The sequence below is a fragment of the Nocardia sp. NPDC020380 genome (assembly GCF_044386975.1).
In the GTDB taxonomy this organism is placed as follows: Bacteria; Actinomycetota; Actinomycetes; order Mycobacteriales; family Mycobacteriaceae; genus Nocardia.
On the sequence record NZ_JBIRVQ010000007.1, the window covers coordinates 24,976 to 51,110 of the forward strand.

General features: G+C 67.5%; 23 protein-coding genes, 1 pseudogene and 1 riboswitch. Of the genes and pseudogenes, 11 read left to right on the forward strand and 13 right to left on the reverse strand.

From position 1 onward, the window contains the following. Window positions 1-165: 165 nt before the first annotated feature. The 4 genes from ACH438_RS19845 to ACH438_RS19860 form a co-directional block, all read right to left on the reverse strand. A complete protein-coding gene (locus ACH438_RS19845) occupies window positions 166-1,311 on the reverse strand; it encodes a glutamate--cysteine ligase (RefSeq protein ID WP_397007206.1) in 1,146 nt (381 codons plus the stop codon). Between the two features lie 22 nt (window positions 1,312-1,333). After that, entirely contained in the window at window positions 1,334-1,996 is a 663-nt protein-coding gene (gene sodC, locus ACH438_RS19850) for a superoxide dismutase[Cu-Zn] (protein ID WP_397007208.1), read from the reverse strand. 152 nt (window positions 1,997-2,148) lie between these two features. Further along, window positions 2,149-2,730, reverse strand: a complete 582-nt coding sequence (locus ACH438_RS19855; RefSeq protein WP_397007210.1) for a LytR C-terminal domain-containing protein — start codon at window positions 2,728-2,730, stop codon at window positions 2,149-2,151. A 28-nt stretch (window positions 2,731-2,758) separates the two neighbouring features. Next, window positions 2,759-3,100: a DUF3263 domain-containing protein gene (locus ACH438_RS19860; protein WP_397007212.1), complete on the reverse strand. Its 342-nt coding sequence runs from the start codon at window positions 3,098-3,100 to the stop codon at window positions 2,759-2,761. Between the two features lie 183 nt (window positions 3,101-3,283). Here ACH438_RS19860 and ACH438_RS19865 point away from each other — a divergent pair, with 183 nt between their 5' ends. The 3 genes from ACH438_RS19865 to ACH438_RS19875 are packed head-to-tail and all read left to right on the forward strand — an operon-like array spanning window position 3,284 to window position 5,719. Next, on the forward strand, window positions 3,284-3,883 hold the full coding sequence (locus ACH438_RS19865) for a peptide deformylase (protein WP_397007214.1): 600 nt from the start codon (window positions 3,284-3,286) through the stop codon (window positions 3,881-3,883). A gap of 9 nt (window positions 3,884-3,892) precedes the next feature. Further along, window positions 3,893-4,846, forward strand: coding sequence for a GNAT family N-acetyltransferase (locus ACH438_RS19870; protein ID WP_397007216.1), 954 nt, complete (start codon window positions 3,893-3,895; stop codon window positions 4,844-4,846). Window positions 4,847-4,903: 57 nt separating this feature from the next. Continuing rightward, window positions 4,904-5,719 (forward strand): exodeoxyribonuclease III, encoded by an 816-nt coding sequence (locus ACH438_RS19875; protein WP_397007218.1) that lies wholly within the window; start codon window positions 4,904-4,906, stop codon window positions 5,717-5,719. A gap of 1 nt (window position 5,720) precedes the next feature. On the opposite strand, the gene ACH438_RS19880 is transcribed toward ACH438_RS19875, so the two are convergent. The 4 genes from ACH438_RS19880 to ACH438_RS19895 all read right to left on the reverse strand — a co-directional run bounded on the left by ACH438_RS19880 (window position 5,721) and on the right by ACH438_RS19895 (window position 11,386). Then, complete coding sequence (locus tag ACH438_RS19880; protein WP_397007220.1) at window positions 5,721-6,359, reverse strand: hypothetical protein; 639 nt, start codon at window positions 6,357-6,359, stop codon at window positions 5,721-5,723. 110 nt (window positions 6,360-6,469) lie between these two features. Continuing rightward, window positions 6,470-8,296 carry an acyl-CoA dehydrogenase gene (locus ACH438_RS19885; RefSeq protein WP_397007222.1) on the reverse strand — a complete coding sequence of 609 codons (1,827 nt, stop codon included), beginning with the start codon at window positions 8,294-8,296 and terminating at the stop codon, window positions 6,470-6,472. A gap of 128 nt (window positions 8,297-8,424) precedes the next feature. After that, a complete protein-coding gene (locus ACH438_RS19890; protein ID WP_397007224.1) occupies window positions 8,425-9,378 on the reverse strand; it encodes an oxygenase MpaB family protein in 954 nt (317 codons plus the stop codon). 88 nt (window positions 9,379-9,466) lie between these two features. Further along, window positions 9,467-11,386, reverse strand: a complete 1,920-nt coding sequence (locus ACH438_RS19895) for an acyl-CoA dehydrogenase family protein (RefSeq protein ID WP_397007226.1) — start codon at window positions 11,384-11,386, stop codon at window positions 9,467-9,469. A gap of 154 nt (window positions 11,387-11,540) precedes the next feature. On the opposite strand from ACH438_RS19895, the gene ACH438_RS19900 reads away from it, so the two are divergent. The 4 genes from ACH438_RS19900 (at window position 11,541) to ACH438_RS19915 (ending at window position 17,161) form a co-directional block, all read left to right on the forward strand. Next, entirely contained in the window at window positions 11,541-12,167 is a 627-nt protein-coding gene (locus tag ACH438_RS19900; protein ID WP_397007228.1) for a TetR/AcrR family transcriptional regulator, read from the forward strand. Window positions 12,168-12,274: 107 nt separating this feature from the next. Then, on the forward strand, window positions 12,275-13,480 hold the full coding sequence (locus ACH438_RS19905; RefSeq protein ID WP_397007230.1) for a homogentisate 1,2-dioxygenase: 1,206 nt from the start codon (window positions 12,275-12,277) through the stop codon (window positions 13,478-13,480). A 39-nt stretch (window positions 13,481-13,519) separates the two neighbouring features. Next, on the forward strand, window positions 13,520-14,695 hold the full coding sequence (gene fahA / locus ACH438_RS19910) for a fumarylacetoacetase (RefSeq protein ID WP_397007232.1): 1,176 nt from the start codon (window positions 13,520-13,522) through the stop codon (window positions 14,693-14,695). A gap of 126 nt (window positions 14,696-14,821) precedes the next feature. Then, entirely contained in the window at window positions 14,822-17,161 is a 2,340-nt protein-coding gene (locus ACH438_RS19915) for an MMPL family transporter (RefSeq protein WP_397007234.1), read from the forward strand. A gap of 39 nt (window positions 17,162-17,200) precedes the next feature. Here the strand turns inward: ACH438_RS19915 and ACH438_RS19920 are convergent. Next, a pseudogene (locus ACH438_RS19920) lies at window positions 17,201-18,445 on the reverse strand (MFS transporter); the annotation flags it as partial. 219 nt (window positions 18,446-18,664) lie between these two features. On the opposite strand from ACH438_RS19920, the gene ACH438_RS19925 reads away from it, so the two are divergent. Further along, on the forward strand, window positions 18,665-19,774 hold the full coding sequence (locus ACH438_RS19925; RefSeq protein ID WP_397007236.1) for a LysR family transcriptional regulator: 1,110 nt from the start codon (window positions 18,665-18,667) through the stop codon (window positions 19,772-19,774). Here ACH438_RS19925 and ACH438_RS19930 read toward each other — a convergent pair. Beyond that, window positions 19,729-20,403, reverse strand: a complete 675-nt coding sequence (locus ACH438_RS19930) for a TetR/AcrR family transcriptional regulator (protein WP_397007238.1) — start codon at window positions 20,401-20,403, stop codon at window positions 19,729-19,731. The genes ACH438_RS19925 and ACH438_RS19930 overlap by 46 nt on opposite strands. A 96-nt stretch (window positions 20,404-20,499) precedes the next feature. On the opposite strand from ACH438_RS19930, the gene ACH438_RS19935 reads away from it, so the two are divergent. Both ACH438_RS19935 and thiC read left to right on the forward strand, forming a co-directional pair. Beyond that, window positions 20,500-21,897, forward strand: a complete 1,398-nt coding sequence (locus ACH438_RS19935) for a lipase family protein (protein ID WP_397007240.1) — start codon at window positions 20,500-20,502, stop codon at window positions 21,895-21,897. Window positions 21,898-21,969: 72 nt separating this feature from the next. Further along, window positions 21,970-22,080: riboswitch (TPP riboswitch) on the forward strand. Beyond that, window positions 22,073-23,731, forward strand: coding sequence for a phosphomethylpyrimidine synthase ThiC (gene thiC / locus ACH438_RS19940; protein ID WP_397007242.1), 1,659 nt, complete (start codon window positions 22,073-22,075; stop codon window positions 23,729-23,731). It overlaps the preceding riboswitch by 8 nt. A gap of 86 nt (window positions 23,732-23,817) precedes the next feature. Here thiC and cynS read toward each other — a convergent pair whose 3' ends face one another. After that, window positions 23,818-24,288 (reverse strand): cyanase, encoded by a 471-nt coding sequence (cynS, locus tag ACH438_RS19945; protein ID WP_397007244.1) that lies wholly within the window; start codon window positions 24,286-24,288, stop codon window positions 23,818-23,820. Window positions 24,289-24,293: 5 nt separating this feature from the next. Beyond that, on the reverse strand, window positions 24,294-24,905 hold the full coding sequence (locus ACH438_RS19950) for a carbonic anhydrase (RefSeq protein ID WP_397007246.1): 612 nt from the start codon (window positions 24,903-24,905) through the stop codon (window positions 24,294-24,296). A gap of 124 nt (window positions 24,906-25,029) precedes the next feature. Here ACH438_RS19950 and cynR point away from each other — a divergent pair, with 124 nt between their 5' ends. Next, window positions 25,030-25,920: a transcriptional regulator CynR gene (cynR, locus tag ACH438_RS19955; RefSeq protein ID WP_397007248.1), complete on the forward strand. Its 891-nt coding sequence runs from the start codon at window positions 25,030-25,032 to the stop codon at window positions 25,918-25,920. 12 nt (window positions 25,921-25,932) lie between these two features. Here the strand turns inward: cynR and dmpI are convergent, their stop codons facing one another. Then, entirely contained in the window at window positions 25,933-26,115 is a 183-nt protein-coding gene (gene dmpI / locus ACH438_RS19960) for a 4-oxalocrotonate tautomerase DmpI (RefSeq protein WP_397007250.1), read from the reverse strand. Window positions 26,116-26,135 lie beyond the last annotated feature (20 nt).

Sequence of the window (26,135 nt, forward strand, 5' to 3'; positions counted from 1 at the left end):
CGCTCAGCCGCATGTAGGCGCTGGCCAGGCCGTACGCCGTACGCACAGCCGGGTAACCGAAATCACACAGCGCGTATTCAGGAAACGGCCGGAATCCGCCATTGGAACGGGTTCCCGTGTCGCTCCGGCAAACCTGTGCGGCTTGCGCGGGCAACCCCCGCGGGCTCAGTTCTCGAGTTCGTGCACCAGCGAGTCGACGACCGCCACCAGATCGCCCTGCGCGGCCGCGGCCACCCGCCGCTGCCGTTGATAGGAGGCGCCGCGCTTCGGGATCTCGGCGACCAGGGCGAGCTCGTTCTCGCAGCCGAGGCTCTTGGCGGTGGGTTCGAGGCGGTTGAGCATCTCGGACAGGTCGTCGGTGATAAGCCGCTCGTTGCTGTCGGCGTCGGTGATGACAATGGCGTCCAGCCCGTATCGCGCTGCCCGCCATTTGTTTTCCTGCACATGCCACGGGGGCAGCGGTGCGGGTAGCGGTTCCCCGGATTCCACGCGGCGATCGAGATCGACTATGAGGCAATGGATCAGCGCCACGATGGCCGCGAGCTCGGTCTTGGTGGGTGTGCCGTCGCAGACCCGGACCTCGATGGTGCCCCATTTGGGGGCGGGCCGGATGTCCCAGTGCATGCCGCCGAGTTGTTCGAACACACCGGTTTTGATCTGGTCGTGCGCGAAAGCCTCGAACTGCCGCCAGTTTTCGAACTGAAAGGGCAGGCCGGCGGTGGGCAGCTGCTGGAACATGAGCGCCCGGTTGGAGGCGTAGCCGGTGTCGACGCCGGCCCACATGGGTGAGGAGGCGGACAGTGCCAGCAGGTGCGGGTAGCTGGTCAGCAGCCGGTTGAGAATGGGGAAGACCTTCTCCGGATGCGAGATGCCGACGTGCACGTGCACGCCCCAGATGAGCATCTGCCGGCCCCACCACTGGGTGCGCTCGATGAGTTCGTCGTAGTGCTCGCTGCGCGTGAGCAACTGCGTCGACCATTGTGCGAAGGGATGCGTTCCGGCGCAGAAGATGTCGACGCCGAGCCGGTCCGCGGCGCGGCGCACGGCGTCCTGGGTGGCCCGCAGTTCGTCGACGGCTTCGCCGACATTGTCGTGCTTGCCGGACACCAGTTCCACGGTGTTGCGGAGCAGTTCCTTGGTGATCTGCGGGGTGCCGTCCCAGGCGCGCAGATCACCGACTTCCTCGAAAACCGCTGCGGCGGTGTTGGAAAGGTCGCGCGTCTGCTTGTCGACGAGCGCGACCTCCCATTCCACGCCGAGCGTGGGCCGGGGCGAGGAGTTGAAGGGGACCTTCCGGATTGCCCCGGCCATGGCTCACCTCTGGTTAGGAGGGTCAGGAAATAACGCCGCAGGCGACCCGGGCGCCGGCGTCACCGGTGGCGAGGGTCTCCGCGTCCGGTGCGGGCGCGTAGCGGGTGGGGATATTGCCGAAGTTGTCGGCGCCGGCGTGGATGATCAGGGACTTGTCCTTGATCTGGTCCACGGTGAAGGCGTCGGTGGTGGTGACCAGCTTGGCGGTGCCGTCGGAGCGCACCTGCAGCGAGGTCAGGTCGCCGCTCTGCGGGTGCAGGCTCATATCGCCGGCCTCGAAGTGACCGCCCGCGGAGAGGAAGTCGCCGGGCGCGCCGCCGGCGGGTGCGACCGAGTTGGGCTCGCACTTGCCGACCGAGTGGATGTGCAGGCCGTGGAAGCCGGGCTTGAGGCCGTGGGCGTCGATGGTGACCTGCACGAAGTTGCCGGACTTGGCGAAGGTGGCGGTGCCGACCGGCTGCCCGTTGGAGTCCTTCAGCGTGGCGCTGACGGAGTCGCTGGGCGGGTTCGCGAGACCGCTCTCCTGGCCCGCGGGCGCGGCGGAGCTGGTGAACACCGGCGGGGTTGTTCCCTTGACGTCACTCGACGATTGACCGTTGGAGCACGCCGCGAGGCCGAGCGCCGCGACCGCGAGCACCGGGGCGACGATCCGCCAGGACGGGCGACGTGTGGGGGACGGGGCCATCGGGGAACTCCTTTACGAGTACCGAGTTTACGGGTAAAGCCGGTTGGACATAGTTCGTACCGGACAAGATGATGCCAGAGGCACCGGTGCGTTCCGTGGAGGGGCCGCCCGGGGTGTTCTGTGCGCGTGCGGAAGAGCTACCTGGAGAGCTTTCAGTTACCGGTGACGATGACGACGACGCCCGGGGAGGAGTCGCCGAGTCCGGAGAACTTGGGTTCGGCCGCGCAGCCGAGTTCGGCGGCGATGGCCTGCGCCACCGCCTGCTCCTGCGGCGAGTTGCCGTAGTACACGGTCGTTTTGGGGATGACACCGTTCGGGTAGTTACCGGTTCCGGTGACATTGAAACCGTCGGCGGTGAGCTGGCTGCCGGTCTTGGCGGCCAGGCCGGAGACGGTGCTGTTGTTGAGAACCTGTACCGGAACGGACTTGTCGAGGGCGGCCGCGGTGGTGGTGGGCGCCGCGGTCGTGGTGCTCGGCGCTGCCGTCGTGGTGGGCGCTGCCGAACTGGACGGTGCCGTGGTGGCGGGGGCCGTGGCCGGGGCGGGTGAAACCGGCTGCGCCGCAGTCGTGGTGGGTGCGGCGGGGCTGGAGGTGGTGCTGCCGGAGGCCGAGCTGGAGTCCGAACTCGACAGGGACATCGCGCCCAGGCCGGCGAACACGATGGCCAGGGCGATCAGGACCATCGCCAGCGCGCGCAGTGGCGGGCCGCCGGACGGCGAATTCGGATTGCTCACGGCCTGCAGCCTAATGGGTACCGGTTGCTCACACCTGGAAGCCGAGTCGGCGTGCGGCCCTGGTCTTCTGGCGGCTGGCGCGGAGCCGGCGCAGGCGCTTGACGAGCATCGGGTCGGCCGAGAGGGCTTCGGCCTTGTCCACGACGGCGTTCAGGACCTGGTAGTAGCGGGTGGGTGAGAGGTCGAAGAGTTCCCGGATGGCTTCCTCTTTGGCGCCGGCGTATTTCCACCATTTGCGCTCGAAGTCCAGGATGTCGAGTTCCCGGCGGGAAAGGCCGTGTGCGCCTTCACCCTCGCTCGCGGCGGACCCTTCGCTCGCGGCAGGGCCGTCCTCGCTTGCGGAGATGTTCCATGCCGCTGCGCCGTCCATAATGCTCCCTCGCCGAGTTGTCACCAGACGAATATGGTGCTTGTACGTCGCCGATCATTCAACCACGGGCCGCGACCTTCCCGATGCGTACCGCTCGGCGTGTTTCCAGGCCGATCGTCCGGCGTGTCGCGACGCCCACGGGGTGCGATCGGAGCCCCGCAATCACCCAGTAGGCTGCTCAGCATGGCTATTCTCCCGATCGTCATCGTCGGCGACCCGGTTCTGCACAATCCGACCGAAAAGGTCACGCAGACTCCTGAGGAACTGGCCGGGCTGATCGCGGACATGTTCGAGACCCTCGATGCCGCCAATGGTGTGGGCCTGGCCGCCAATCAGGTGGGCCGGTCGTTGCGCCTTTTCGTGTACGACTGCCCCGACGAGCCGGTGGACGGCAAGATGGTCCGGCGCCGCGGGGTCGTGGTCAATCCGGTGCTGGAGACCTCGAAGCTGCCGGAGACCATGCCGGATCCCGAGGACGACGAGGAGGGCTGTCTGTCCGTGCCGGGCGAGCAGTTCCCGACCGGGCGCGCGGACTGGGCCCGGGTGACCGGCACCGACGAGAAGGGTGAGCCGGTCGAGCTGGAGGGCGAGGGTTTCTTCGCCCGCATGCTGCAGCACGAGGTGGGCCATCTGGACGGCTTCCTCTATGTGGACGTACTGATCGGCCGGAACGCGCGCGCGGCCAAGAAGGCCATCAAGCGGAACGGCTGGGGCACACCGGGACAGAGCTGGATTCCGGGCACGGTGCCGGACCCGTTCGGGCACGACGACTTCGAGGACTGATCACCGACCGTGACCGCTGACTCCGGGCTGCCGCCGATCGGGCAGCGGGTGGTGGTGCGCTACCGCCTGCCCGAAGGCTATCCGCAGCCGCTCACCGATGTGATCGGCGAATTGCTGGCGACCGATCCACTGACCGTGCGCACCGGCGACGGCCAGGTGCTGTCGATCGCCCCGGATCGCATCGTCGCGTGTAAAGCGGTGGGCCCCAGGCCGATTCGCACCAGCGAGATCCGCGCCCTGGAGGCGGCGGCCGCCGACGGCTGGCCCGGCCTGCAACGCTCCTGGGTGGACGGTTGGCTGCTGCGCGCCGGGCAGGGCTACACCAATCGCGCGAATTCGGCTGTGCCGCTGGGCGGCCCGGACGGCCACGCACTGCTGTCGGACGGCGCCCTGCAGGGGATCGCCGAATGGTATGCGGCGCAGGGCCTGCCCGTGCAGCTGATGCTGCCGGACCGGCTGGCGCCGGTGCCGCCGGGCTGGCGCACCTGGAGCGAAACCCTGGTGCTGGCAGTCGATATCGAGAACGTGGTGCTGCCGCAGGGCCCGCCCATGGTGCGGTTCACGGCCGAACCGGACGGCGGCTGGCTGTCCGTGTACCGGCATCGCGGCGGCGATTCGGACGTGGCGCCGATGCCGGTGGCTGACGTGCTGACGGCGGTCCGGGACGGCGAGGTCGGTTTCGCCGCGCTGGGTCTGCCCACTCCCCTGGCCATCGGCCGGGCGGCGGTGACGACCGCGCCGGGCGGGCGCCGCTGGGTGGGTCTCACCTGTGTGGCGGTGATGGCCGGGCATCGCCGGCACGGACTGGGCTCCCTGGTGTGCGCGGAGATGCTGCGCTGGGGTCAGGCCCGCGAGGCGACGCACGCCTACGTCCAGGTGCAGGCGGACAACGAGGCGGCGCTGGCGTTGTACCGCGAGCTGGGTTTCGTGGAACACCATGCCTATCGGTACGCGGCGCCTTGACAGACCGCGCCTGATTGCTGATTACCCTGAAAGACACTATTGCTGAAAGGTTCTCCCGTGCGGCTGGCTACCTGGAACGTGAACTCCATCCGGACCCGAGTCGATCGGGTGGTGTCCTGGCTGGACCGCTCCGATATCGACGTGCTGGCCATGCAGGAAACCAAGTGCAAGGACGAGCAGTTCCCGTTCGAGGCGTTCGAGGCGGCCGGCTACGAGGTCGCGCATGTCGGCCACAACCAGTGGAACGGTGTGGCCATCGCGTCCCGGGTAGGTATCAAGGATGTGGAGCTGTCGTTCCCGGATCAGCCGGGGTTCGACAAGGACGCGGGTGAATCCCTGCTCAGCACACCGGTTGTGGAGGCGCGGGCGCTCGGCGCGACCTGCGGCGGGGTGCGGGTGTGGAGCCTGTACGTGCCGAACGGCCGCGCGCTGGACGATCCGCACTACACCTACAAGCTGGAGTGGCTCGCGAACCTGCGGACCGCGGGCGCGAAGTGGTTGTCCGAAGACCCGAATGCGCAGATCGCCTTGGTCGGCGACTGGAATATCGCGCCGACCGACGTGGACGTGTGGTCGTCCGAGTTCTTCGAGGGCAAGACCCACGTCTCCGAGCCGGAGCGAAATGCCTTCGACGCCTTCACCGAAGCGGGCTTCTCGGACGTGATGCGGCCGTTCCATCCGGGCCCCGGTGTCTACACCTACTGGGACTACACCCAGCTGCGTTTCCCCCGTAAGGAGGGCATGCGCATCGACTTCATCCTGGGCTCCCCCGATCTCGCGGCCCGCGTCACCGACTCGAACGTGGACCGCGAGGAGCGAAAGGGCAAGGGCGCCAGTGATCACGCGCCCGTGTTCGCCGAGATCGCGAACTGACCTACGAGGGCCGCGCCTTGATGGCGTCTCGGGAGATGAAGACGTCGTAGCTGCCGTTGATGGCGATGACGGCATTGCCGTAGGCGGACTTCACGAAGGGCTTGGTGTACCAGGACTGGTCCTTCATGTCCTTGAAGAAGTCGCCGTCGCCGCCGTTCAGGAAGATCTGGTTCTGCTTGGTGGCGATGCCGTCCAAGCGCTGCCCGTAGAGCCGGGTGATCTTGTATCCGGAGTTGAATCCCAGTGCGTTGACCCAGGGTTCGAGTTCGACGATATCGGCCTGCAGGACCCACATATCGCCCTCGACCTTGTAGGTCAGGTGTTGTTCGCCGTGGTCCTTGTCGCCGTACAGGGTCAGGTCCACGTTCATCTCGTGGTCCTGGCCCGCAATGGGTGTCGCGACGATATGCGCGGCTTTCACCTCGCCGGTGAGTCCGAGGAATGTTTGCAGCAGTGTGGTGATCCAGAGGATCACCACCGCGACGAGCACGAGCCCGACCGCCCCGGCGCCGCGGCCCGCGAGTACTCGCAGACCGACCTTGCGCGCCTTGAACACCGCGGTCACCAGCAGCGCGAGAGCGCCGACAGCGAGCACGATCAGCAGGATCTGTATCCAGCCGAATGTCACCGGGAAGACCATGCCGTAGTTGTACCCGGTACGACCGTCACAATTCGCGAGGTCGCAAACAGAAAGCGCGTGTCACACCGGCGCGCCAGAAAACACGCCGATATGACACGCGGCCAGCGGTTTTAGAAGGCGGCTTCGTCCAGCTTCATGATGTCGTTGTCGAGGTTCTCGACGACGGAACGCACGCCGTTGATCAGCGGCAGCTTGTTCTTCGCGAACCAGGAAGCGATCCCGACCTTGCCGATGTAGAAGTTCTTGTCCTTCTCGGCAGCGCCGCCATCCAGGGCGGCCTGGGCGATGGCGGCCTGTTCCAGCAGTCGCCAGGCGATGACGAGATCGCCGACGGCGTACAGGAATCGGACCGAGCCGAGGCCGACCTTGTAGATCTCGTCGACCTGCTGCTGCGAGGCCATCAGATAGCCGGTGAGGGCGGCGGCCATGGCCTGCACGTCGGCGAGGGCCGCGCCGAGCAGTCCGCGCTCGGCCTTGAACTGGTCCGGCCCGGCGTCGACGAACTTCTGGATGAGCCCGGCGACGTGGCCCAGCGCCGCGCCCTTGTCGCGAATGATCTTGCGGAAGAAGAAGTCCTGCGCCTGGATGGCGGTGGTGCCCTCGTACAGCGAGTCGATCTTGCAGTCGCGGATGTACTGCTCGATCGGGTAGTCCTGCAGGTAGCCGGAGCCGCCCAGGGTCTGTAGCGATTCGGTCAGGCTCTCGTAGGCCCGGTCCGAGCCGCAGCCCTTGACGAGGGGCAGCAGCAGGTCGTTCACCCGCTCGGCCAGTTCGGCGTCGATACCGTAATTGGCCTGCGCCACATCGGCGTTCTGGTGCGAGGCGCAGTACATGTACAGCGCGCGCAGCCCCTCGGCGTAGGCCTTCTGGGTGGCGAGCGAGCGACGCACGTCGGGGTGGTGGGTGATGGTGACGCGCGGGGCGGCCTTGTCCGTCATCTGGGTCAGGTCCGCGCCCTGCACGCGCTGCTTGGCGTACTCGAGGGCGTTCAGGTAGCCGGTGGAGAGCGCGCCGGTGGCCTTGGTGCCCACCATCATCCGCGCGTTCTCGATGACCTTGAACATCTGAGCGATGCCGTTGTGCACATTGCCGACCAGGTAGCCGATGGCGGGCTTGTCGCCGCCGAAGGTGATCTCGCAGGTGGGCGAGGACTTGATGCCCATCTTGTGCTCGACGCCGGTGACCAGCGCGCCGTTCTTCTCGCCGAGTTCCATTGTCTCGGAGTCGAACAGGAAGCGCGGCACCACGAACAGGGAGAGGCCCTTGGTGCCGGGGCCGGCGCCCTCGGGGCGGGCCAGCACCAGGTGGAAGATATTGGCGGCGGTGTCGCCGACGTCGCCGCCGGAGATGAAGCGCTTCACGCCGTCGATGTGCCAGTCGCCGTTGGGCTGCTGCACGGCCTTGGTGCGGCCCATGCCGACATCGGAGCCGGCGTCGGGCTCGGTGAGCACCATGGTGCCGCCCCAGCGGTTCTCCCAGGCGTGCGCGGCCCAGCGCTGCTGCTCCTCGGTGCCCTCGTCGAAGAGGACCTTGTGCATGAGCGGGCCCATATTGAAGAAGGAGGCCGAGTTGTTGGCGGCCACGATCATTTCCTGGATGCCCCAGATGACCGCGTTGGGGGCGGGCACGCCGCCCATCTCCTCGGACATGCCGAGTCCGGAGTAGCCGGCTTCGTTCACCGCGGCGACGGTCTTGCGCAGCAGCGGCGGCACGATGATGGTGTGCTGCTCCGGAATGAATTCGACGGGGGTGCGGTCGCCTTCGATGAACGACTCGGCGATCGGTCCCTCTGCGAGGCGCTTGGCCTCGGTGAGCATGTCGCGGACGGTTTCGCTGTCGAGGTCGCCGTAGGCGCCTGCGTCCAGCAGTTCCCCGATTCCCAGTACTTCGAACAAGTTGAACTCGATGTCACGCAGGTTCGCCTTGTAGTGGGACACGGACGGGCCTCCTCGCCGTAAGTCTTGATGATCAAGCGCAGGTTGCCGTACGCTCGTTCGGTTACGCAACCGTAGGGATTGCGTTTTACAGCGAAAAAACCCGTCGGACCAGCCAAGTCACGAATTGGTCACCCTACATTCCGGGCCTGTCGCCCGTACCTTTCCCTGGCCTCGCGCGGGGTCACGGTGACCGGGTTCTCCGGGACGCCGGCCTGCAGGTGTTCCTTCAGCAATCGCCCGGTCATGCGGCCGATGAAGTGCTCGGCCACCTTGAGTTTCAGGCGATCGCTGCGCAACGCGCCCATGGCCGCCCGGACGGCGGGCGGGTAGGCGGCGTCGAGGACGCCGGGCTGGTCGAAACCGCCTGTGACACGCATCCATTCGGGCAGCGTGGCAATGGCGGCGGGGGCGACCAGGCGGCTGCCGGCCCACAGGCTCAGGCCCTTCTCCGAGGGAGTGAAGAGCAGGTAGTGCATGCCCTGGCGGGCGCGTTCGGAGGTGCACAGCTTGGGCCGGACCGCGGCGAAGTAGTCGCGGACCTCGGCGCGCGAACGCGGGACGTCGGACGGCTTGCAGGTCTGCAGTTCCGCGGCGATGACGCATTCGGCCCAGTACCGCTGTTCCTCGGCCGGGCTCAGCGGGCCGGGGCCGTACATCTCGTAGCACTTGAGCACCGAATGCCAGCCGGTGACGTGGATCCACAGCTGGGAGTCGGGATTGTTTGCGCTGTAACGGTTTCCGCTGATCGGCTCGATACCGGTCGCCTTGGCGTGCACCTGCATGAGGTGTTCGGAGGCCTCGATGGCCATGCGACTGTCGGCCACGGCGGCGATGAGGAAGTAGGCGAAGGTGTGGTCGAGCCGGCCGCGGGGGTCGCTGTAGATGCCGCCGACATCGGCGACCGCCGCGGTCAGGTCCGGGTCGAAGTGTTCGAGCGTCACCGCGCGCTGGAAGCCGATCAGGGCCGTCGGGGCGGTCCATACCTTCCAGGTGGGCGAGCCCGGCCCGAAGAAGCCGTAGTCCACCTCACGGATGGTGCGGGCAGGTGCGTCGAATTGGGGACGCGTGTTCGCTGCCGTCATCGTCTGCTCCTTTGCAGGTGACGCGGGCCGGGAAGGCCCTTTCATTCACGAATGTAGCAAATGTTCGTTAGCTCGGCTACGAACAAGGTCAGGGGTTCATTTCGTACCCGCCGGCGAGGGCCCGGACCTGCGTCGTCACCCGGTCGAAGCGGCCCTGATCGGCCACCGGGCGCCGCACCAGATCCAGTGCGCGGGTCTGCTGCGCCTTGGTGGCGGCGGGCTTGCTGTGCAGGGTCAGGGCGTGCTTGGAGAGGTCGCGCACGAAGATGTCGAACAGCTGGTCCAGCACATCCACGCTGGTGCCGTCGAGCTTCGCCTGCTCCAGGATCAGCTGGGCGTAGGGCACCAGCGTGAAGAGCTCGCCGAGGCCGAACAGGAAGTCCACGTCCGCCTGCTGTTCGGCGGTCGGGGTCGCCGCCGCCAGCAGCGTCTGCAGGGCGAGGGCCTGCTCCAGGAACACCGCCACGTTCGGGATGTGCGAGAAGTGCTCGAACACCGGACGCCAGTCGGCGAAGCGGATCTTGCCCAGCCCGCTGCTCGGGCCCTGCCGGAACAGGAACTCGTCATCGGCGGCATCGCGGCGCACCGGCACGGGAGCGTGTGCGGCACGGGCGAATTCGGTGCGCAGCTTCGGAACGGCCTTGGCGGCGGGTCGAGCGGCGCGGCGGCTGGTCCAGCTGAGCGCGCCGGAGACGGCCCGCACCGCGGCGGCGGGGGCGGCGCCCGCGCCGGGAAGGTAACGGAGCGCGGCCAATCCGGCATCGGCCGGATGGAACATGTAGTTGGGCATGAACTTCAGCGAGAGCGCCATGTTCACGTGCACAGTTCCCTCGAGGCGCGGCAGGCCGAACATGCCGACCATGGCCATGGGGAAGTACATGTCGTTCTCGAAGCCGCGCGCCGCGATGACATCGGCGAGGTCCTCGTAGAGCTTCTGGCCGTTGCGGGTGACGGACATCTTCTCGATGGCGTTGAAAAGCAGGTAGCGGCGGTCGTCGTCATCCGCGGAGCGCATGTAGTCGATGGCCCGCTCGCTGTAGAGCTTCATACCGATCAGTCGCGCGTAGCTGTCCGCGAGCAGCGATTTCACCTGCGGGAACTCGGTCACCTTGTGCCCGAACAGGACTCGGTTCTCGGCGTGCGTGACGGCCTCGAACATGGCGTGCTCGCAGGCGCCGACCGCGCCGAAGCCGAGGTTGAACTTGCCGACATTGACGGTGTTCATGGCGGCGTCGAAGGCGGCGCGGCCGGTGTGCAGGATGTCGGCCTCGTCGACCGGGTAGTTCTCCAGATCGAATGCGGCGACGTACATCTGGGAGTCGACGACGTTCTTGCGCAGCTTGTAGCCGGCGTGCCGGGAGTCGGCGGCGAAGAAGAGGTAGCCGGAGTACTCCTCATCGGTCATCTTCCGCAGGAAGTCCGACGAGTCGATGATCGGCTTGTCGGCGCGGCGGCCGAAGACGGAGACCATGGCGGCCTCGTTGCCGTTGCCGATGTAGTACTTGCCGCCGGTGGCCGCGAATCCGCCCTGGCCGGTGGGCTCGAGGACCATATCGGTGGAGTAGATGTCGGCGCCGTGCGCCTGTTCGGAGAGACCGAAGGCGAAGATCTCGCCGGAGTCGAGCGCGGCGGCGGCGCGGGCCTTGGCGGCCTGGTTCGCGCTCTGCCAGATCGGGCCCAGGCCGAGGATGCTGACCTGCCAGACGTACCAGTACTGCATGCCGTAGAAGCCGAGGATCTTGCTCATCATGGCGATGCGCGCGGTGTCCCAGCGCTTGTTGGGATCGCCGGCGGCCTCGGCGGCCGGAGTCAGGAAGGTGGCGAAGACGCGTTCGCGCTTCACGAAGTCGAGGAAGTCGGAGTACCAGATGCGGTCGCGGCTGTCGGCGAGCAGGCGGACCTTGCCGCGGTCTTCGAACCAGTTGACGGTGGCGCGCAGCAGACGCCGGGTCTCGCCGTCGAATTCGGCGAAATCGCAGGTCTTCGGGTTGAAGAGGGTGTCGGTCATGGCTTCTCCTCGGCGGTGGCGGCCTTGCCTTCGGGCGGCCTCGGCGGCCGTCCGGACTTTTCATTCGTGACTGTAACATTTTCATTCGCCGCTGTAGGAAATGATCTTGCGACCCAGGTGGCGCGGGATTCGCACGCTGCTATCGTCGGTGGGCATGGGTACCGAATCGGCCGTGCGACCACGGCAGCGCGCACAACATCTCGGTCCCGAACGCCGACGCCCGCAAGTGCTCGACACCGCCCTGGAAATCGCGGTCGAGCACGGGATCGCGACCGTCACCATCGCGGCCGTCGCCGAGCGCATGCAGGTCACCCGGCCGGTCGTGTATGCCTGCTTCGCCGATCGGGTCGAGCTCATCGAGGCCCTCATCCGCCGCGAGGAGGACTACCTCCTCGAAGGGGTGATGGAGACCCTCCCCCGCCGCCGCGTCGAGGCCGACGAGGCCGTGTTCGTGGAGGGCTTCCGCGCGCTGCTGCACACGGTGGCCGCGCGGCCCGATACCTGGCGGCTGTTGTACGGCAATCCCGATCCGGCAGTGGCGGATTCGTTCGGCCGCGGCCGGGCGCTGGCTCTCGAACGCTGCACCCGGCGACTGCGGCCGACACTGCAGGCGTGGGGTACCGAGGACGCCGAGCGCAAGCTGCCCGCACTGGTGGAGCTGTGGGTTTCCGCTGGTGAGAGCGCGGTGCGCACCCAGCTCGGCGAGCCGGGCGACTGGACCCCGGACACGCTCGGCGAGTTCGTGGGCGCTGCCGTCTACCGCGCGCTCCGGCACGCCTGAGAAGAATATTCGGCCTGAACAGAAAGATAAGGAAAACGTCGGTTAGCTCGCCGATTCGATGGATACGATGAGGTTACGGGGACCATCCGTCCATCGGGAGGCCGAGGATGACGTTCTATCGACAAGTGGGCTCGGTGCCGCCGAAACGGCACACCCAGCACCGTGACCAGCAAGGCAACCTCTACTACGAAGAGCTGATGGGAGAAGAGGGCTTCTCCGGCGATTCGTCACTGCTCTACCACCGGGGCCTGCCACCGGCCATCGTGAACTCGACGGTGTGGCAGCTGCCCGAACAACGACTGTTCGCGAATCATCCACTGCAGCACCGGCATTTGAAGCTGCACGAGCTGTTCCTGGGCGACAAGCCCGCCGAGAGCGATGTGGTGACCGGGCGGCGGCTGCTGCTCGGCAACAATGACGTCCGCATCTCCTATGTGGCGGCGCTGCGGGAATCGCCCCTGTACCGCAATGCGATCGGCGACGAGCTCGTCTACATCGAGTCCGGTTCCGGGCGGGTGGAGACGGTGTTCGGCGTGATCCCGGTGCGGCAGGGACACCAGGTGCTGCTACCGCGCGCCACCACGCACCGGTGGATACCGGATGGTCCGGAACCATTGCGCGCGTATCTGATCGAGGGCAGCGGTCACATCGCGCCACCCAAGCGGTATCTCTCGAAATACGGTCAGCTGCTGGAACATTCACCCTACTGCGAGCGCGATCTGCACGGTCCCGCGGAACCGCTGCTCGTCGAGGGTGAAGAGGTCGAGGTGCTGGTGAAGCACCGCCCGGCGGGTGCGGTCGTGGGCACCCGGATGGTGTACGCGAAACATCCGTTCGACGTGGTCGGCTGGGACGGCTGCCTGTATCCGTTCACCTTCGATATCGCCGATTTCGAGCCCATCACCGGCCGCGTGCATCAGCCGCCGCCGGCGCATCAGGCCTTCGAGGGCAACAACTTCGTGGTCTGCAACTTCGTGCCGCGCAAGGTGGACTATCACCCGCTGTCCATCCCCGTGCCGTACTACCACTCCAATGTCGACTCCGACGAGATCATGTTCTATTGCGGCGGAAACTACGAGGCGCGCAAGGGATCCGGGATCGCACAGGGGTCGGTATCGGTGCATCCCGGCGGGTACGCGCACGGCCCGCAGCCGGGCGCGTACGAGCGCAGCATCGGCGCGGAGTTCTTCGACGAGCTGGCCGTCATGGTCGACACCTTCCATCCGCTGCAACTGGCGGAGGGCGCGCTGGCCTGCGAGGACCCCGGGTATGCGTGGACCTGGTCGGGACGGGGTCCCTCGGCATGGATTTGAGGCACGGATACGTGGAGAGGATTCGGATGGGGTGCGGGAATGAATAGTCGTGTGCGTATCGAGGTGCCGGACGAGTCGGGCTTCGGCCTGTCACACCTGCCCTACTGCGTATTCCGGCCACGTGGCGAGCAACCGCGAGTGGGTGCGCGACTGGGCGATTCGATCATCGATCTGGCGGTGGCACTGGATGATCCGATGTTCGCCCGCCCCAGCCTGAACGCCTTCATGACCCAGGGCCCGCAATGCTGGCGCGAGGTACGCGAACAGGTGCGCACCGCCGCCGAATCGGAACTGCCCGCCGCGGCGGTGCATCCGGTGTCCTCGGTACGGCTGGACCTGCCGGTGGAGATCGGCGACTACGTCGACTTCTATGCCAGCCTGGAGCACGCCACCGCGCTGGGCCGCATGCTCCGCCCGAACGGTGAGGCACTGCTACCGAATTGGCGGCACCTGCCGGTCGGTTATCACGGGCGTTCGGGCACGGTCGTGGTGTCGGGCACCGACATCATCCGCCCGGCGGGCCAGCGGAAGACGGATTCCGGTGTGCCCGATTTCGGGCCCACCCGTCGCCTCGACATCGAGGCGGAGCTGGGCTTCCTGGTCGGTGTCGGTTCGGAGCGCGGGAAGTCCGTTCCCACCGGCGATTTCGCCGATCACGTCTTCGGCGTGGCGCTGGTCGACGACTGGTCCGCACGCGATATCCAGGCCTGGGAGGGCCAACCGCTCGGCCCGTTTCTGGGCAAATCCTTCGCGACCAGCCTCTCCGCCTGGGTGACTCCCCTGGACGCACTCGCCGCCGCTCGCATCCCGCTACCACCCCAGGCCCCCGAGCCGCTCCCCTATCTTCGCGACAGCGAACTCTGGGGCCTGGACATCGAGCTGGCGGTCACCTGGAACGGACAGCAGGTCTCCGCTCCCCCATACCGCCGCATGTACTGGTCCCCCGCGCAAATGCTCGCCCACATGACAGTGAACGGCGCCTCCCTCCGCACCGGCGACCTGTTCGCCTCCGGCACCATCTCCGGCGAGGACCGCGAACAGCGCGGCTCCTTCATGGAATTGACCTGGGCCGGAACCGAACCCGTCGACGTAGCCGGGGCCAAACGCACCTTCTTGGAGGACGCCGACGAGGTAGTCATCACCGCCACCGCCCCGGCCACCGACGGCGGCCGCCTCACCCTCGGTGAAGTGCGGGGGCGCATCGTGCCCGCCTAACCGCCAGGCCGCGCGAGCGCTTGTCATAGGTGATTGCTATCACCATGAGCATGGTCACTGAAGACTGCTCCGGGGAGTTGAGGAACGTTACCGTTCCGGTGAGAAACTCCCCGGAGGGTGGCGTCGATGTTGACCAGTCTTGCCCGGTTCGCCATGGCGCGTCCGCGTGCCGTCCTGGTGACCGCCCTGTTGCTGATGGTCGTTTGCGGTGGCTTCGGCGCCACGGTCAAGTCCCACATGGTGGGCGGCGGCTATTTGACGAATTCGCTGGAGTCGGTGCGGGCCAATGACTTCATCGATCAGAACTTTCCCGGCGGGAATCCGAATCTGATCATCATGGTCAGCTCGGATGCGGGAGTGAACAGTCCGCAGACGCGTGCCGAGGCGCAGCGGATCACGGATCAGTTGACGCACGACCCGGAAATCACAGGGGTGCAGTCGTATTGGAGCAGTGGGGCGGCGCGGCCCGATCTGGCGAGTGCGCTGAAGAGTAAGGACGGGCATCGGGGGCTGATCATGGCCACGGTGACCGGGACCGATACCCAGGTGCAGAATCGGGCCGCGGCGCTCGGCAAGGATCTGAACGGCGACCGGGACGGCGTGCAGGTGCGGGTCGGCGGTATGGCGGGCACCTTCGCCGATATCAATGACCAGGTCGAAAAGGATCTGCTGCTGGCCGAGGCGATTGCGGTGCCGGTGTCGGGGCTGCTGCTGGTGCTGGTGTTCGGCAGTGTGGTCGCGGCGGCGCTGCCGATCGGGGTGGGGCTGTTCGCGATTGCGGCGACCATGGGGATTCTGCGGCTGCTCACCACGGTCATGGATGTGTCGGTGTTCGCGCTGAACATGACCAGTGCGCTGGGGCTGGCGCTGGCGATCGACTACAGCTTGTTCATTGTCAGCCGGTATCGCGAGGAGCTGGCGCAGGGGCGGGATACTCGGTCGGCCGTCACGCGGGCGGTGCAGACGGCGGGGCGGACGGTGGTGTTCTCGGGTCTCACCGTGGCGCTGGCGCTGGCCGCGCTGGCGGTGTTCCCGCAGCCGTTCTTCCAGTCCTTCGCGTATGCCGGTGTGGCGGTGGTGATTGCCGCGGTGGGCGCGTCGGTCCTGCTGCTGCCCGCCGCGCTCATCCTGCTCGGTGATCGGGTGAATGCGTGGGATCTGCGGAAACCTTTGCGCCGCCTGCTCGGCCGCCCCGAACCGGTCGCGAAGCAGCCGGAGGAGACCTTCTGGTATCGCCTGGTCACCTGGGTCATGCGGCGGGCCGTGCCGGTGGCGGTGATCGCGTCGGCGGTGCTGCTCGCGCTCGGATCGCCGTTCCTGCGGGCGCATTTCGGGACTCCCGACGATCGGGTGATCGGCACCTTCGCGCCGGCCCGGCAGGTGGGTGACGCACTCCGTTCGGACTTCTCCGCGGATATGGCGTCGAGTGCGGTGATCGTGCTGCCCGGATTCCACGGCACGCCCGCACAACTCGCGGGGTACGCGCACGACCTGTCGCAGGTGCCCGGCGTGCCGGCGGTGCTCTCCAGCGAGGGCGTCTATATGAACGGCCAGCGGATGGCCGCGGGGATTCCGCAGATGGCGGGACCGCAGGGCGCGTACCTGTCGGTCGGCACCAAGCTGGCGCCGTACTCGGCGGCGGGTAAGCAGCAGCTGGCCGAGCTGCGGGCGGTATCCGCGCCCGGGCAGACGCTGTTCGCGGGCGCGGCGGCGCTCAACGAGGACACCACCGACGCGGTCGTCGCGCGACTGCCGCTGGCGGCCGGGCTGATCGCCGTCATCACCTTCATCCTGCTGTTCCTGTTCACCGGCAGCGTGGTGCTGCCGTTGAAGGCGCTGCTGCTGAACATGCTGTCGCTGACCGCGACCTTCGGCGCCATGATCTGGATCTTCGAGCAGGGCCACCTGTCCGGGCTGCTGGGTTTCACCGCGACCGGCAATATCGACATGTTCATGCCGATCCTCATGTTCTGCCTGGCCTTCGGCATGTCCATGGACTACGAGGTGTTCCTGCTGTCCCGCATTCGCGAGGAATGGCTGGCCTCGGACCGCGGCAAGGCGGCGAACACCCGGTCGGTGGCGCTGGGCGTGGCGCGGACCGGCCGGATCTTCACCGCCGCAGCGGGTTTGATGGCGGTGGTGCTGCTCGCGGTGGCGACCTCCGAGGTCGCGCCCATGAAGCTGTTCGGCATCGGCCTGGCGCTCGCGGTGATCTCGGACGCCACCATCATCCGCGGCCTGCTCGCGCCGGCGCTCATGCGATTGATGAGCACCGGCAACTGGTGGGCGCCGAAACCGCTTGCGGCACTGCACAAGCGGATCGGCCTGGAGGAGTCACCGGCGGACGCGGTAGCCGATACCCACCGCGGCGGCGGCGACCAGGACCAGCGCGCCGATGACGGCGAGTCCGGCGCCCATGCCGTCGAGGAACGCGACGGTGTGGTGAGCGGCGTCGGTGGTGTGTGACGCGAGGATGGTGCCCAGCACCGCCACGCCGATCGCGGCGCCGAATTCCCGTGCGGCGGTGTTCAATCCGGCGCCCATGCCGGATTGTTCGGCCGGCAGGCTCGCGATGACCGCGTGCGTGAGCACCGGAGCCGCCAGCCCGATGCCGATCGACAGCACCACCAGGTACCCGGCATACAGCGGGTAGGGCGTACTCGCGTCGGCGGTGGCCACCGCGAGCAGACCGAGCCCGATGATCACGAGCCCGCCCGTGGCCGGAATCCGGTCGCCCAGCCTGGCTTCCATCCGCACGGCCAGCCGCGGCACGAAGATCATGCCGAGCGTCAGCGGCACGATGGCGAGACCGGCCTCGGCGGGCGAGAACCCCTTCGCGTACTGCAGGTACTGCGAGTTCACGAAGAACAGCGCGAACAATCCGAAGAAGCTGGTGGCCGTGCCCAGCACCGCGGCGCGCAAGCGGCCCGACCGGAACAGCCGCGGATCGATCAGCGGCTGCGGCGACCGCAGCGAATGCCACAGCAGCACCGCGAGTAGCACTGCACCGCAACCGAATCCGGCCAGCACCGGCAGCGATCCCCACCCTTGCCCCGGGCCTTCGATGAGGCCGTACAACATGGCGGTCGACCCGGCGGTGAGCAGCACGGCTCCGACCGGATCCTGATCGACGGCCCGCCGCGGCGTCTTCGGCGTCACCGCCGCCACGACGGCGATCAACGCCACCGCCACCGGCCCCATCACCCAGAACAGCGCCTGCCACGGCAGATACTGCTGCAACAGCCCGCCCCCGATATTGCCCAGCGCCCCGCCGACGCCCACCGACAGCGTCCACGCCGCCAACGCATGCGCTCGCGTCTTCGCATCCGGTGACAACTGCACCAGGATCGACATGGTGGCGGGCATGATGAACGCCGCCCCCGCCCCGGACACCGCCCGCCCCGCGATCAGCACGGCCGGATGCAAGGCGAGCGCGCTGGTGGTGGCCCCGACCGCGAACAGCCCCAGCCCCGCGAGCAACGCCCCCTTCCGGCCGTATCGGTCACCGAGCGCACCGGCCGGGATGAGCAGGCTCGCGAACACGATCACGTACGCGTCCACCGCCCACAGCAGTTCGGACGACTTCGGATGCAGCGCCGACGCCGCCAGCAGCGGAATGGACAGATTCAGGGCCGCCACCATGCTCTGCGCCACCATGACGCAGGCACAGAGGGCGAGCAGCACGACGCGCGACGGCCCCGGGCCGCGGGCAGCGGTCACGGCAGGCGCCGTGGATACAGCAGTGGACATGACGAACTCCTGAGCAATAGCGGAATCTACATTCCGACCGGCACGAGCGGCGGAACCGATTGCGGCGCAGTCGATCCGGCCGACCGGGCGAAGCCCCGGGGCCGCGGCTGCACCGCGTCGAGTTCGACAGTAGAGTCGACAGTGCAATTACTCCAATGCATCTTCAGCAAGGAATATATGCACGAAAAGCAATCATCGACTACAGGCAGCAGAGCGCGCATGCCCCGGACCGCCGCCTCGACCGGGGATCCCGGCGCAAGCGCGGGCCTGCGCGGCACCTCGGACCACCGCGCGGCGCAGAACTCCGGTGCCGCGTCCGGGCGGGACGCCGCGCCCGAGCCGGATGCCGTGTCCGGGCGGAACACGGTGGACTCGCGCGGGGCGGGCGCCGACCTGCGGAATCTCGACCTCAATCTGCTGGTGGCACTCGATGCTCTGCTGATGGAGCGCAGCGTGACGGAAGCCGCTGAGCGATTGCAGTTGTCGGAGCCCGCGGTGAGCCGGGCGCTCGGGCGCATCCGCAAGACGCTCGCGGATCCGATTCTCGTCCGGGCCGGTCGAGCCATGGTGCCGACGCCACATGCGCTGGCGATAGAGCCGGAGGTGCGGGAGCTGGTCGAGCGAGTGCGGCGGTTGTTCTCGGCGGCCCACGGGACGGATGTGCGGACGGTGACGCGGGATCTGACCGTGCTCGCGCACTACGCGCTGGCGGCTGTCGTCGGTCCGGCGCTATTGGAACGTGCGGCTGCAGGGGCGCCGGGCGTCACGCTGCGTTTTCTCACCGAGAGCCATGTGGATCTGCCGGTGCTGCGGGACGGGGCGGCCGATCTGGAACTCGGCATCATCGGGGCGCGGTCGCCCGAGATCCACGTCGAGCCCGTGTACGACGATCACATGGTCGGGGTGGCGCGCATCGGGCATCCGATGGTGCGCGGCAGGACGATTCGACTCGAGGACTATGCGCGCGCCCGGCACCTGTCGGTGTCGCGGCGCGGGCGACTCTCCGGCCCGATCGATACGGCCCTGGAGCAGCTGGGATTTCAGCGGGCGGTGTGCGCCAGCGTGGCCGGGTTCCCGAGTTCGCTGTTCTTTCTGCAGGACACGGATCTGCTGGGCAATATCCCCGCCTGTGCGACGGGGATGGCCGAGCGCATCGGGTTGGCGGTGTTCGATCTTCCGGTCGAGACACCGCCGCTCCCCTACGGGATGGCCTGGCATCCGCGCAATGACGCGGATGCGGCGCATATCTGGCTGAGGGAAACCCTGCGTGAGCTGATGCTCGCTCAGCGACCGGCGGTCCGGCCCGCGTCCACCACGGCCACGAAGTGATTCAGGTCCGCGACGAGGGTGTCGACGGAATCGGGTGCGCCGCCGTCGTCGTGGTGATGCAGCCAGTCGGCGACCAGTTCGAACATGCCGCCGATGGTGGCCAGGGCGAGGGCCAGTAGTTGCGGGTCTCCGGCCGGATCCGCCGAACCCCACTGGTGGGCAAGGAATTCCGCCGACCAGCGGCGGTTGCTGCGGCGCTGGGCCTCGACCGCGGGTGAGATGCCGCCCGCTTCGCCGAAGGTGACCTTGGCCAGGCGGGGGTCGTCGGCGATGGCGTGCACGAAGGCTTCTACCACCTTGCCGCGGCGCTGCGGCCAGTCCTGGCCGGCGGTCTCGGCGGCCACCTGTGAGACACGTTGCTGGATACCGGTGCTCACCTGTTCCAGCAGCGCCCGATACAGCGCTTCCTTGCTGTCGAAGTGATCGTAGAAGCCTTTGGTGCCGACGAACGCCTGCTGGCAGATCTGTTCGATGGAGGTGCCCGAATAGCTGTGCTGGGCAAAGAGTTCGGTCGCCGCGGTGAGCAGTTGACGGCGGCGCTGCGCGCTGCGCTCGTCGGCATCGAGGCCGCGGATGCGACGCCGTGCGGGACTCCGGTCGGGCGCCGCGGCAGATTTGCTGCGGGACATGCCCAGACGATAGCCGAGCCAGTTTCAACAAGACATCTTGTTGATAACCGGATGCCATGTTGTAATTCTGATCACGTCGATGAGGAAGGGGCAGCCGTGGCAATCAAAGGGGATCGCCGGCGAAGGGAGTGGCGGCGGCGCACCGCGGCCGCACTCGTCATGGCGTTGACCGCGGCCTGCGCCGCGCTGGTGGGAGGGGTCACGGCCGCGCCCGCGAGCGCCGGCCCGCTGCCGATCGATGTGGACCCGTTCTATCAGGCGCCCGACGGCTTCGAATCCGCTGCGCCCGGCGCGATTCTGCGCAGCCGCGAGGTGCAGCTGGCCGTGCTCACCGTGCTACCGGTGCATGTGCGGTCCTGGCAGCTGCTGTACCGCACCACCGATCTGTTCGGGAAGCCGGCCGTCGCGGCCACCACGGTCGCGGTTCCCCTGGGGGCGAACACTTCTCACAGCCGGCCGCTGGTCTCGCACCAGTTCTTCTATGACAGCGCCGCACCCAACTGCGCACCCTCGTTCGTGCTGCAGCAGGGCGGCGGGCTGCCCGCGCTGGAGGGCATCCATTCCACCGCCGAGTACCTCGAACTCGCGGCCTCCATCAGCCAGGGCTACGCGATCAATGTGCCGGATTACGAAGGGCTGCAAGGACATCTGGCCGTGGCGAAGGAGCCCGGCTACATGATCCTGGACAGTGTCCGCGCGGCCGAGGCGTTCCAGCCGCTCGGCCTGGACGGCGCGAATACGCCTGTCGCACTGTGGGGTTACTCCGGCGGCGGCATGGGCAGTGGCTGGGCCGCCGAGATGCAGCCGACCTACGCCCCGGAGCTGAATGTGAAGGGCATCGCGCTGGGCGCGCCCGTCTCGGATGTCGAATCCCTTTTGCATGTCAACGGTTCCATGTTCGCCAGCCTCATCGGCGTGGGTATGGCCTCGCTGCGCAATGCGTATCCGAAGTTCGCGACGACCCTCGACCGGTATCTGACGCCCGAGGGCAAGGCGATCATGGATCGCACGAACAGCCAGTGCCTGGTGCGCAATGTGGTGGAACTGATGTTCACCGACTACCAGCGCATGCTGACCATCCCGATCGCGGATTTCCTTGCGCTGCCGGACATCAAGGAAGTCTTCGACTCGACCGTGCTGGGCAGTAATCCGCCGACCGCACCCATGTTCGTCTATCAGGGCGTGTACGACGAGGCGGTGCCCTGGTACACCAACGACCGCATGGTCCAACGCTGGTGCGACGGCGGCACCTCCGTCGAATACAAGCGCGACCATCTCAGCGAACACCTGACCCTGACCACGCTCGGCATGGCGGACGCCTTCAACTGGGTCAAGGCGCGGTTGCAGCCGGGCGCCCCGGATCCGCAGGGGTGCCACACCGATGACGTGCTCACCATGCTCGGCAGTCTCGACGCCCTGAAGACACAGACCGAGATCAATCTGAACGCCCTCTTCGGCGCGCTGGGCTGGCCCATCGGGCCGGCCGAGCACTAGCGCCGATCCGTATATCTTTCCCGGCCCGGCCTCACCTCTTGCGTCCGCGAGGTAAGGTCGGGCCGGAAAAGTACGCATGCCAACGGGGGCTCGCACCAGCGGGCTGAGAGGACGGCTAGTGGGCCGTCGACCGTATGAACCTGACCGGGTAATGCCGGCGTAGGGAGGATTCACAATGTCATCCAGCCGTGTCCCCAACCAGGCAGCGCCTGTCGACACCGTGACAACCGGTCCCATTCAGGGCAGCGTCAAGCACTACGAGCAGGTCGAGGCCGACGGCATCACCCTGCGAGTTCCGGTGCGGCGCATCAATCTCACCAATGGCGACCACTTCGACGTGTACGACACCTCGGGTCCGTACACCGACGACACCGCCGAGATCGACCTCGAGGCGGGCCTGCCCAAGCTCCGCGACGAGTGGACCAAACCGCAGGTCGACGGCCCGCCCACCCAGCTCGCCTGGGCCCGGCGGGGCATCGTCACCCAGGAGATGCGCTACATCGCCGCCCGCGAGGGCATGAGCCCCGAGTTCGTGCGCGACGAGGTCGCCGCGGGCCGCGCGGTCATCCCGGCCAACCACAAGCATCCCGAATCCGAGCCGATGATCATCGGTAAGCAGTTCGCGGTGAAGATCAACGCCAATATCGGCAACTCGGCGGTCAGCTCCTCCATCGCCGAAGAGGTCGAGAAGATGGTGTGGGCCAGCCGCTGGGGCGCCGACACCATCATGGACCTGTCCACCGGCAAGAACATTCACGAGACCCGCGAATGGATCCTGCGCAACTCGCCCGTACCGGTCGGCACCGTGCCGATCTACCAGGCCCTGGAGAAGGTGAACGGCGATCCCACCCTGCTCACCTGGGAGATCTACCGCGACACCGTCATCGAGCAGGCCGAGCAGGGCGTGGACTACATGACCGTGCACGCCGGCGTGCTGCTGCGCTACGTGCCGCTGACCGCCAAGCGCGTCACCGGCATCGTGTCGCGCGGTGGCTCGATCATGGCGGCGTGGTGTCTCGCGCATCACCAGGAATCGTTCCTGTACACCAACTTCCGGGAACTGTGCGAGATCCTGGCCAAGTACGACATCACGTTCTCGCTGGGTGACGGCCTGCGCCCGGGTTCCATCGCGGACGCCAACGACGAGGCCCAGTTCGCGGAGCTGCGCACCCTCGGCGAGCTCACCAAGATCGCGAAATCCTATGGCGTGCAGGTGATGATCGAGGGCCCGGGCCACGTGCCCATGCACAAGATCGTCGAGAACGTGAAGCTGGAAGAGGAACTCTGCGAGGAGGCCCCCTTCTACACGCTCGGCCCGCTGGCCACCGATATCGCGCCCGCCTACGACCACATCACCTCGGCCATCGGCGCCGCCATCATCGCCCAGGCCGGCACCGCCATGCTCTGCTACGTCACGCCCAAGGAGCACCTGGGCCTGCCCAACCGGGACGACGTGAAGGTCGGCGTGATCACCTACAAGATCGCCGCCCACTCCGCCGACCTGGCCAAGCAGCACCCGCGGGCGCAGGACCGGGACAACGAACTGTCCAAGGCGCGCTTCGAATTCCGGTGGACGGACCAGTTCAACCTGTCGCTGGACCCCGACACGGCTCGCGAATACCACGACGAGACGCTGCCGGCGGAGCCCGCCAAGACCGCGCACTTCTGCTCCATGTGCGGGCCGAAGTTCTGCTCCATGCGGATCTCGGCGGATGTTCGCGAGTACGCGGAGAAGACCGGGCTCACCAGCCTGGAGGCCATCGAGGCCGGAATGGCCGAGAAGTCGGCGGAATTCGCGGACGCGGGTAACAAGGTGTACCTGCCGGTCGTGTAAGAAATCTGGTGGGGGCAGAACCCCCGTGCGGGGCGGGTGACCTTCGGGTCACCCGCCCGGCGTCATTTCCGGAGCAGTAGTCCGGCTCAGAAAGGCTTGGTGGGCAGGTACTTCCCGTCGAGGGTGATGACCGCGCGCTCCCCGCCTTCCGGATCGGCGACCTTCTCCACCTTCAGCTTGAAGTTGATGGCGCTGATGATGCCGTCACCGAACTGCTCGTGCACCAGGGCCTTCAGCGTGGTGCCGTAGACCTGCAGCATCTCGTAGAAGCGGTAGATGGTCGGATCGGTCGGCACGCCACCGGGAATCGAACCGCGGGTGGGAATGGTCTGCAGCAGTGCCGCGGCCGACTCGTCGAGGCCGAGCAATTCGGCCACGGCGAGGGCGGATTCGCGCGGCAGCGGGTGCTGGCCGAGGACCGCGGCGGTGGTGAAGGCGGGCGAGAGGCCGGAGGCGTCCGCGATCTGCTGCCAGGTGAGGTCCTTGGCCGTCTTGGCGGCGACCGCCTCGATGGCGAGCCGCTCGCGGGCGGTGGGATCGAACTGTGCGTGAACCATGGTGGTCAGAGTCCTTTCGAGGTGAATTCGCCGGTGCCGGTGCCGATGTCCTCGACCGCGCCGGTGGCGATGTCGAAGACCCAGCCGTGCAGGGTGAGGGTGCGGGCGGCCAGGGCCCTGGCGACCGCGGGATGGGTGGCCATGTTCGCCAGCTGCGCCGCCACGTTCCAGCGCACCAGATCCGCCACTTCCACGCCATTCGAGGCGGTGGATTCGGCGCGGGCCCGGGAGCTTTCGGCATTGCGGAGCCAGCCCGCGACGGCGGGGACGGCGGACAGGTCGTGGCCGTGCGCCAGTGCGGTCATGGCGCCGCACGCCGAATGCCCGCACACCACGATGTCGGTGACGCCGAGTTCGGCCACGGCGTATTCGATGCTGGCCGTGACCCCGTCCCCGGCGCCCGGTGCGTAGGCGGGCACCAGATTGCCGGCGGTGCGGATGACGAACAGTTCACCCGGCTCGGCCGAGGTGATGAGTTCCGGCGGGACACGGGAATCCGAGCAGCCGATGAACAGGGCGGTGGGGTGCTGCGCGGTGGACAGCCAGGTGAACAGGTCCGCCTTGGCCGGGAAGACCTCCCGCTGGAAGCGCCGCACACCGTCGATGAGGGATTGCACGCCGGCTCCTTTCGGTGGGTGTCCGGCCCGTTCGAGCCGGTAACTACACCCTGCCGGAGCAGCCACTATAGAGTCCAAGACTTGCTGTCCATGGTTAGCATTGATGCTGTCTATAGTCGGGGGTATGACCCCGGAACTGCGGCATCTGCGCTACCTGCTGGCGGTCGCCGAGCACGGCAACTTCACGCGCGCGGCCGCCGAACTGCATCTGTCGCAGCCGACCCTGTCGCAGCAGATTCGCCAGCTCGAACGGCTGGTGGGCACGCCCCTGCTGGACCGCAGCGGGCGCGCGGTACGGCTCACCGACGCCGGGAGCGTGTACGCCCGGCATGCCCGGCGGGCGCTGCGGGAACTGGATCAGGCCGAACAGGCCGTGCACGATGTGGCCGAGCTGACCCGCGGGCACCTGCGCCTCGCGGTCACCCCGACCTTCACCTCGTATCTGGTCGGCCCGCTGGTGGCCGAGCTGCGGGCCCGGCATCCGGGCATCACGCTGGAACTGACCGAAACCAGCCAGGACGCACTGGAATCGAGACTGCTGGCCGATGAGCTGGATCTCGGAATCGCCTTCGTCCGAAACCATTTCGACGGTATCGCGGCGACACCCCTCGGTACCGAGACCTTGAGCCTCGTCCAGGCCGCCGACGGCACCGCCCGTTCCCCGGTCTCCCCCGCGGATCTCGCCGAATACGAACTCGCCCTGCTGAACTCGGACTTCGCCACGCGCGGTCACATCGACGCCTACTTCCGCGCGCACGCGGTGATTCCCCGAATCGCCATGGAGGCCAACAGCATCGAGGCGGTCATCGAGATCGTGCAGCACACCACGCTGGCGACGGTTCTGCCGGACGCGGTGAGCGCCGACCGCTCGGGCCTGACCGCGATCGCACTGGATCCGCCACTCCCCGCCCGCACCGCCGCCCTGCTCCGCCGCGAGAACGCCTATGAAAGCGCGGCAGCCCGGGCCTTCACCAGGATCATCGAATCCTGGCCCGGCCCGGGCGATACCGAGTGACCTGCGCGGCGACTACTTGTCGGCGGTCAGGATGCCGCCGATGCCCCAGCTGTCGGTGGGGGTCTCCTGAATCCAGACCTGCACGGCCTCGGCCGGAATCTGGTAGGCGTCGACCATGGCGTCGGTGAGGCGACGGACCAGGTCCCGCTTCAGCTCGACGGTGCGGGGACCCTGCTGAACGGTGATGATGGGCATGACTGCTCTCCTCTACGAAA

Excerpts from the sequence above, each read along its gene's own strand:
- ACH438_RS19925 (WP_397007236.1), top strand. The coding sequence starts at position 18,665 with ATGCCCCGGACCGCCGCCTCGACCGGGGATCCCGGCGCAAGCGCGGGC.
- dmpI (WP_397007250.1), bottom strand. The coding sequence starts at position 26,115 with ATGCCCATCATCACCGTTCAGCAGGGTCCCCGCACCGTCGAGCTGAAG.
- ACH438_RS19915 (WP_397007234.1), top strand. The coding sequence starts at position 14,822 with ATGTTGACCAGTCTTGCCCGGTTCGCCATGGCGCGTCCGCGTGCCGTC.
- cynR (WP_397007248.1), top strand. The coding sequence starts at position 25,030 with ATGACCCCGGAACTGCGGCATCTGCGCTACCTGCTGGCGGTCGCCGAG.
- cynS (WP_397007244.1), bottom strand. The coding sequence starts at position 24,288 with ATGGTTCACGCACAGTTCGATCCCACCGCCCGCGAGCGGCTCGCCATC.
- fahA (WP_397007232.1), top strand. The coding sequence starts at position 13,520 with ATGAATAGTCGTGTGCGTATCGAGGTGCCGGACGAGTCGGGCTTCGGC.
- ACH438_RS19845 (WP_397007206.1), bottom strand. The coding sequence starts at position 1,311 with ATGGCCGGGGCAATCCGGAAGGTCCCCTTCAACTCCTCGCCCCGGCCC.
- thiC (WP_397007242.1), top strand. The coding sequence starts at position 22,073 with ATGTCATCCAGCCGTGTCCCCAACCAGGCAGCGCCTGTCGACACCGTG.
- ACH438_RS19880 (WP_397007220.1), bottom strand. The coding sequence starts at position 6,359 with ATGGTCTTCCCGGTGACATTCGGCTGGATACAGATCCTGCTGATCGTG.
- ACH438_RS19865 (WP_397007214.1), top strand. The coding sequence starts at position 3,284 with ATGGCTATTCTCCCGATCGTCATCGTCGGCGACCCGGTTCTGCACAAT.
- ACH438_RS19930 (WP_397007238.1), bottom strand. The coding sequence starts at position 20,403 with ATGTCCCGCAGCAAATCTGCCGCGGCGCCCGACCGGAGTCCCGCACGG.
- ACH438_RS19900 (WP_397007228.1), top strand. The coding sequence starts at position 11,541 with ATGGGTACCGAATCGGCCGTGCGACCACGGCAGCGCGCACAACATCTC.
- ACH438_RS19860 (WP_397007212.1), bottom strand. The coding sequence starts at position 3,100 with ATGGACGGCGCAGCGGCATGGAACATCTCCGCAAGCGAGGACGGCCCT.
- sodC (WP_397007208.1), bottom strand. The coding sequence starts at position 1,996 with ATGGCCCCGTCCCCCACACGTCGCCCGTCCTGGCGGATCGTCGCCCCG.
- ACH438_RS19895 (WP_397007226.1), bottom strand. The coding sequence starts at position 11,386 with ATGACCGACACCCTCTTCAACCCGAAGACCTGCGATTTCGCCGAATTC.
- ACH438_RS19905 (WP_397007230.1), top strand. The coding sequence starts at position 12,275 with ATGACGTTCTATCGACAAGTGGGCTCGGTGCCGCCGAAACGGCACACC.
- ACH438_RS19890 (WP_397007224.1), bottom strand. The coding sequence starts at position 9,378 with ATGACGGCAGCGAACACGCGTCCCCAATTCGACGCACCTGCCCGCACC.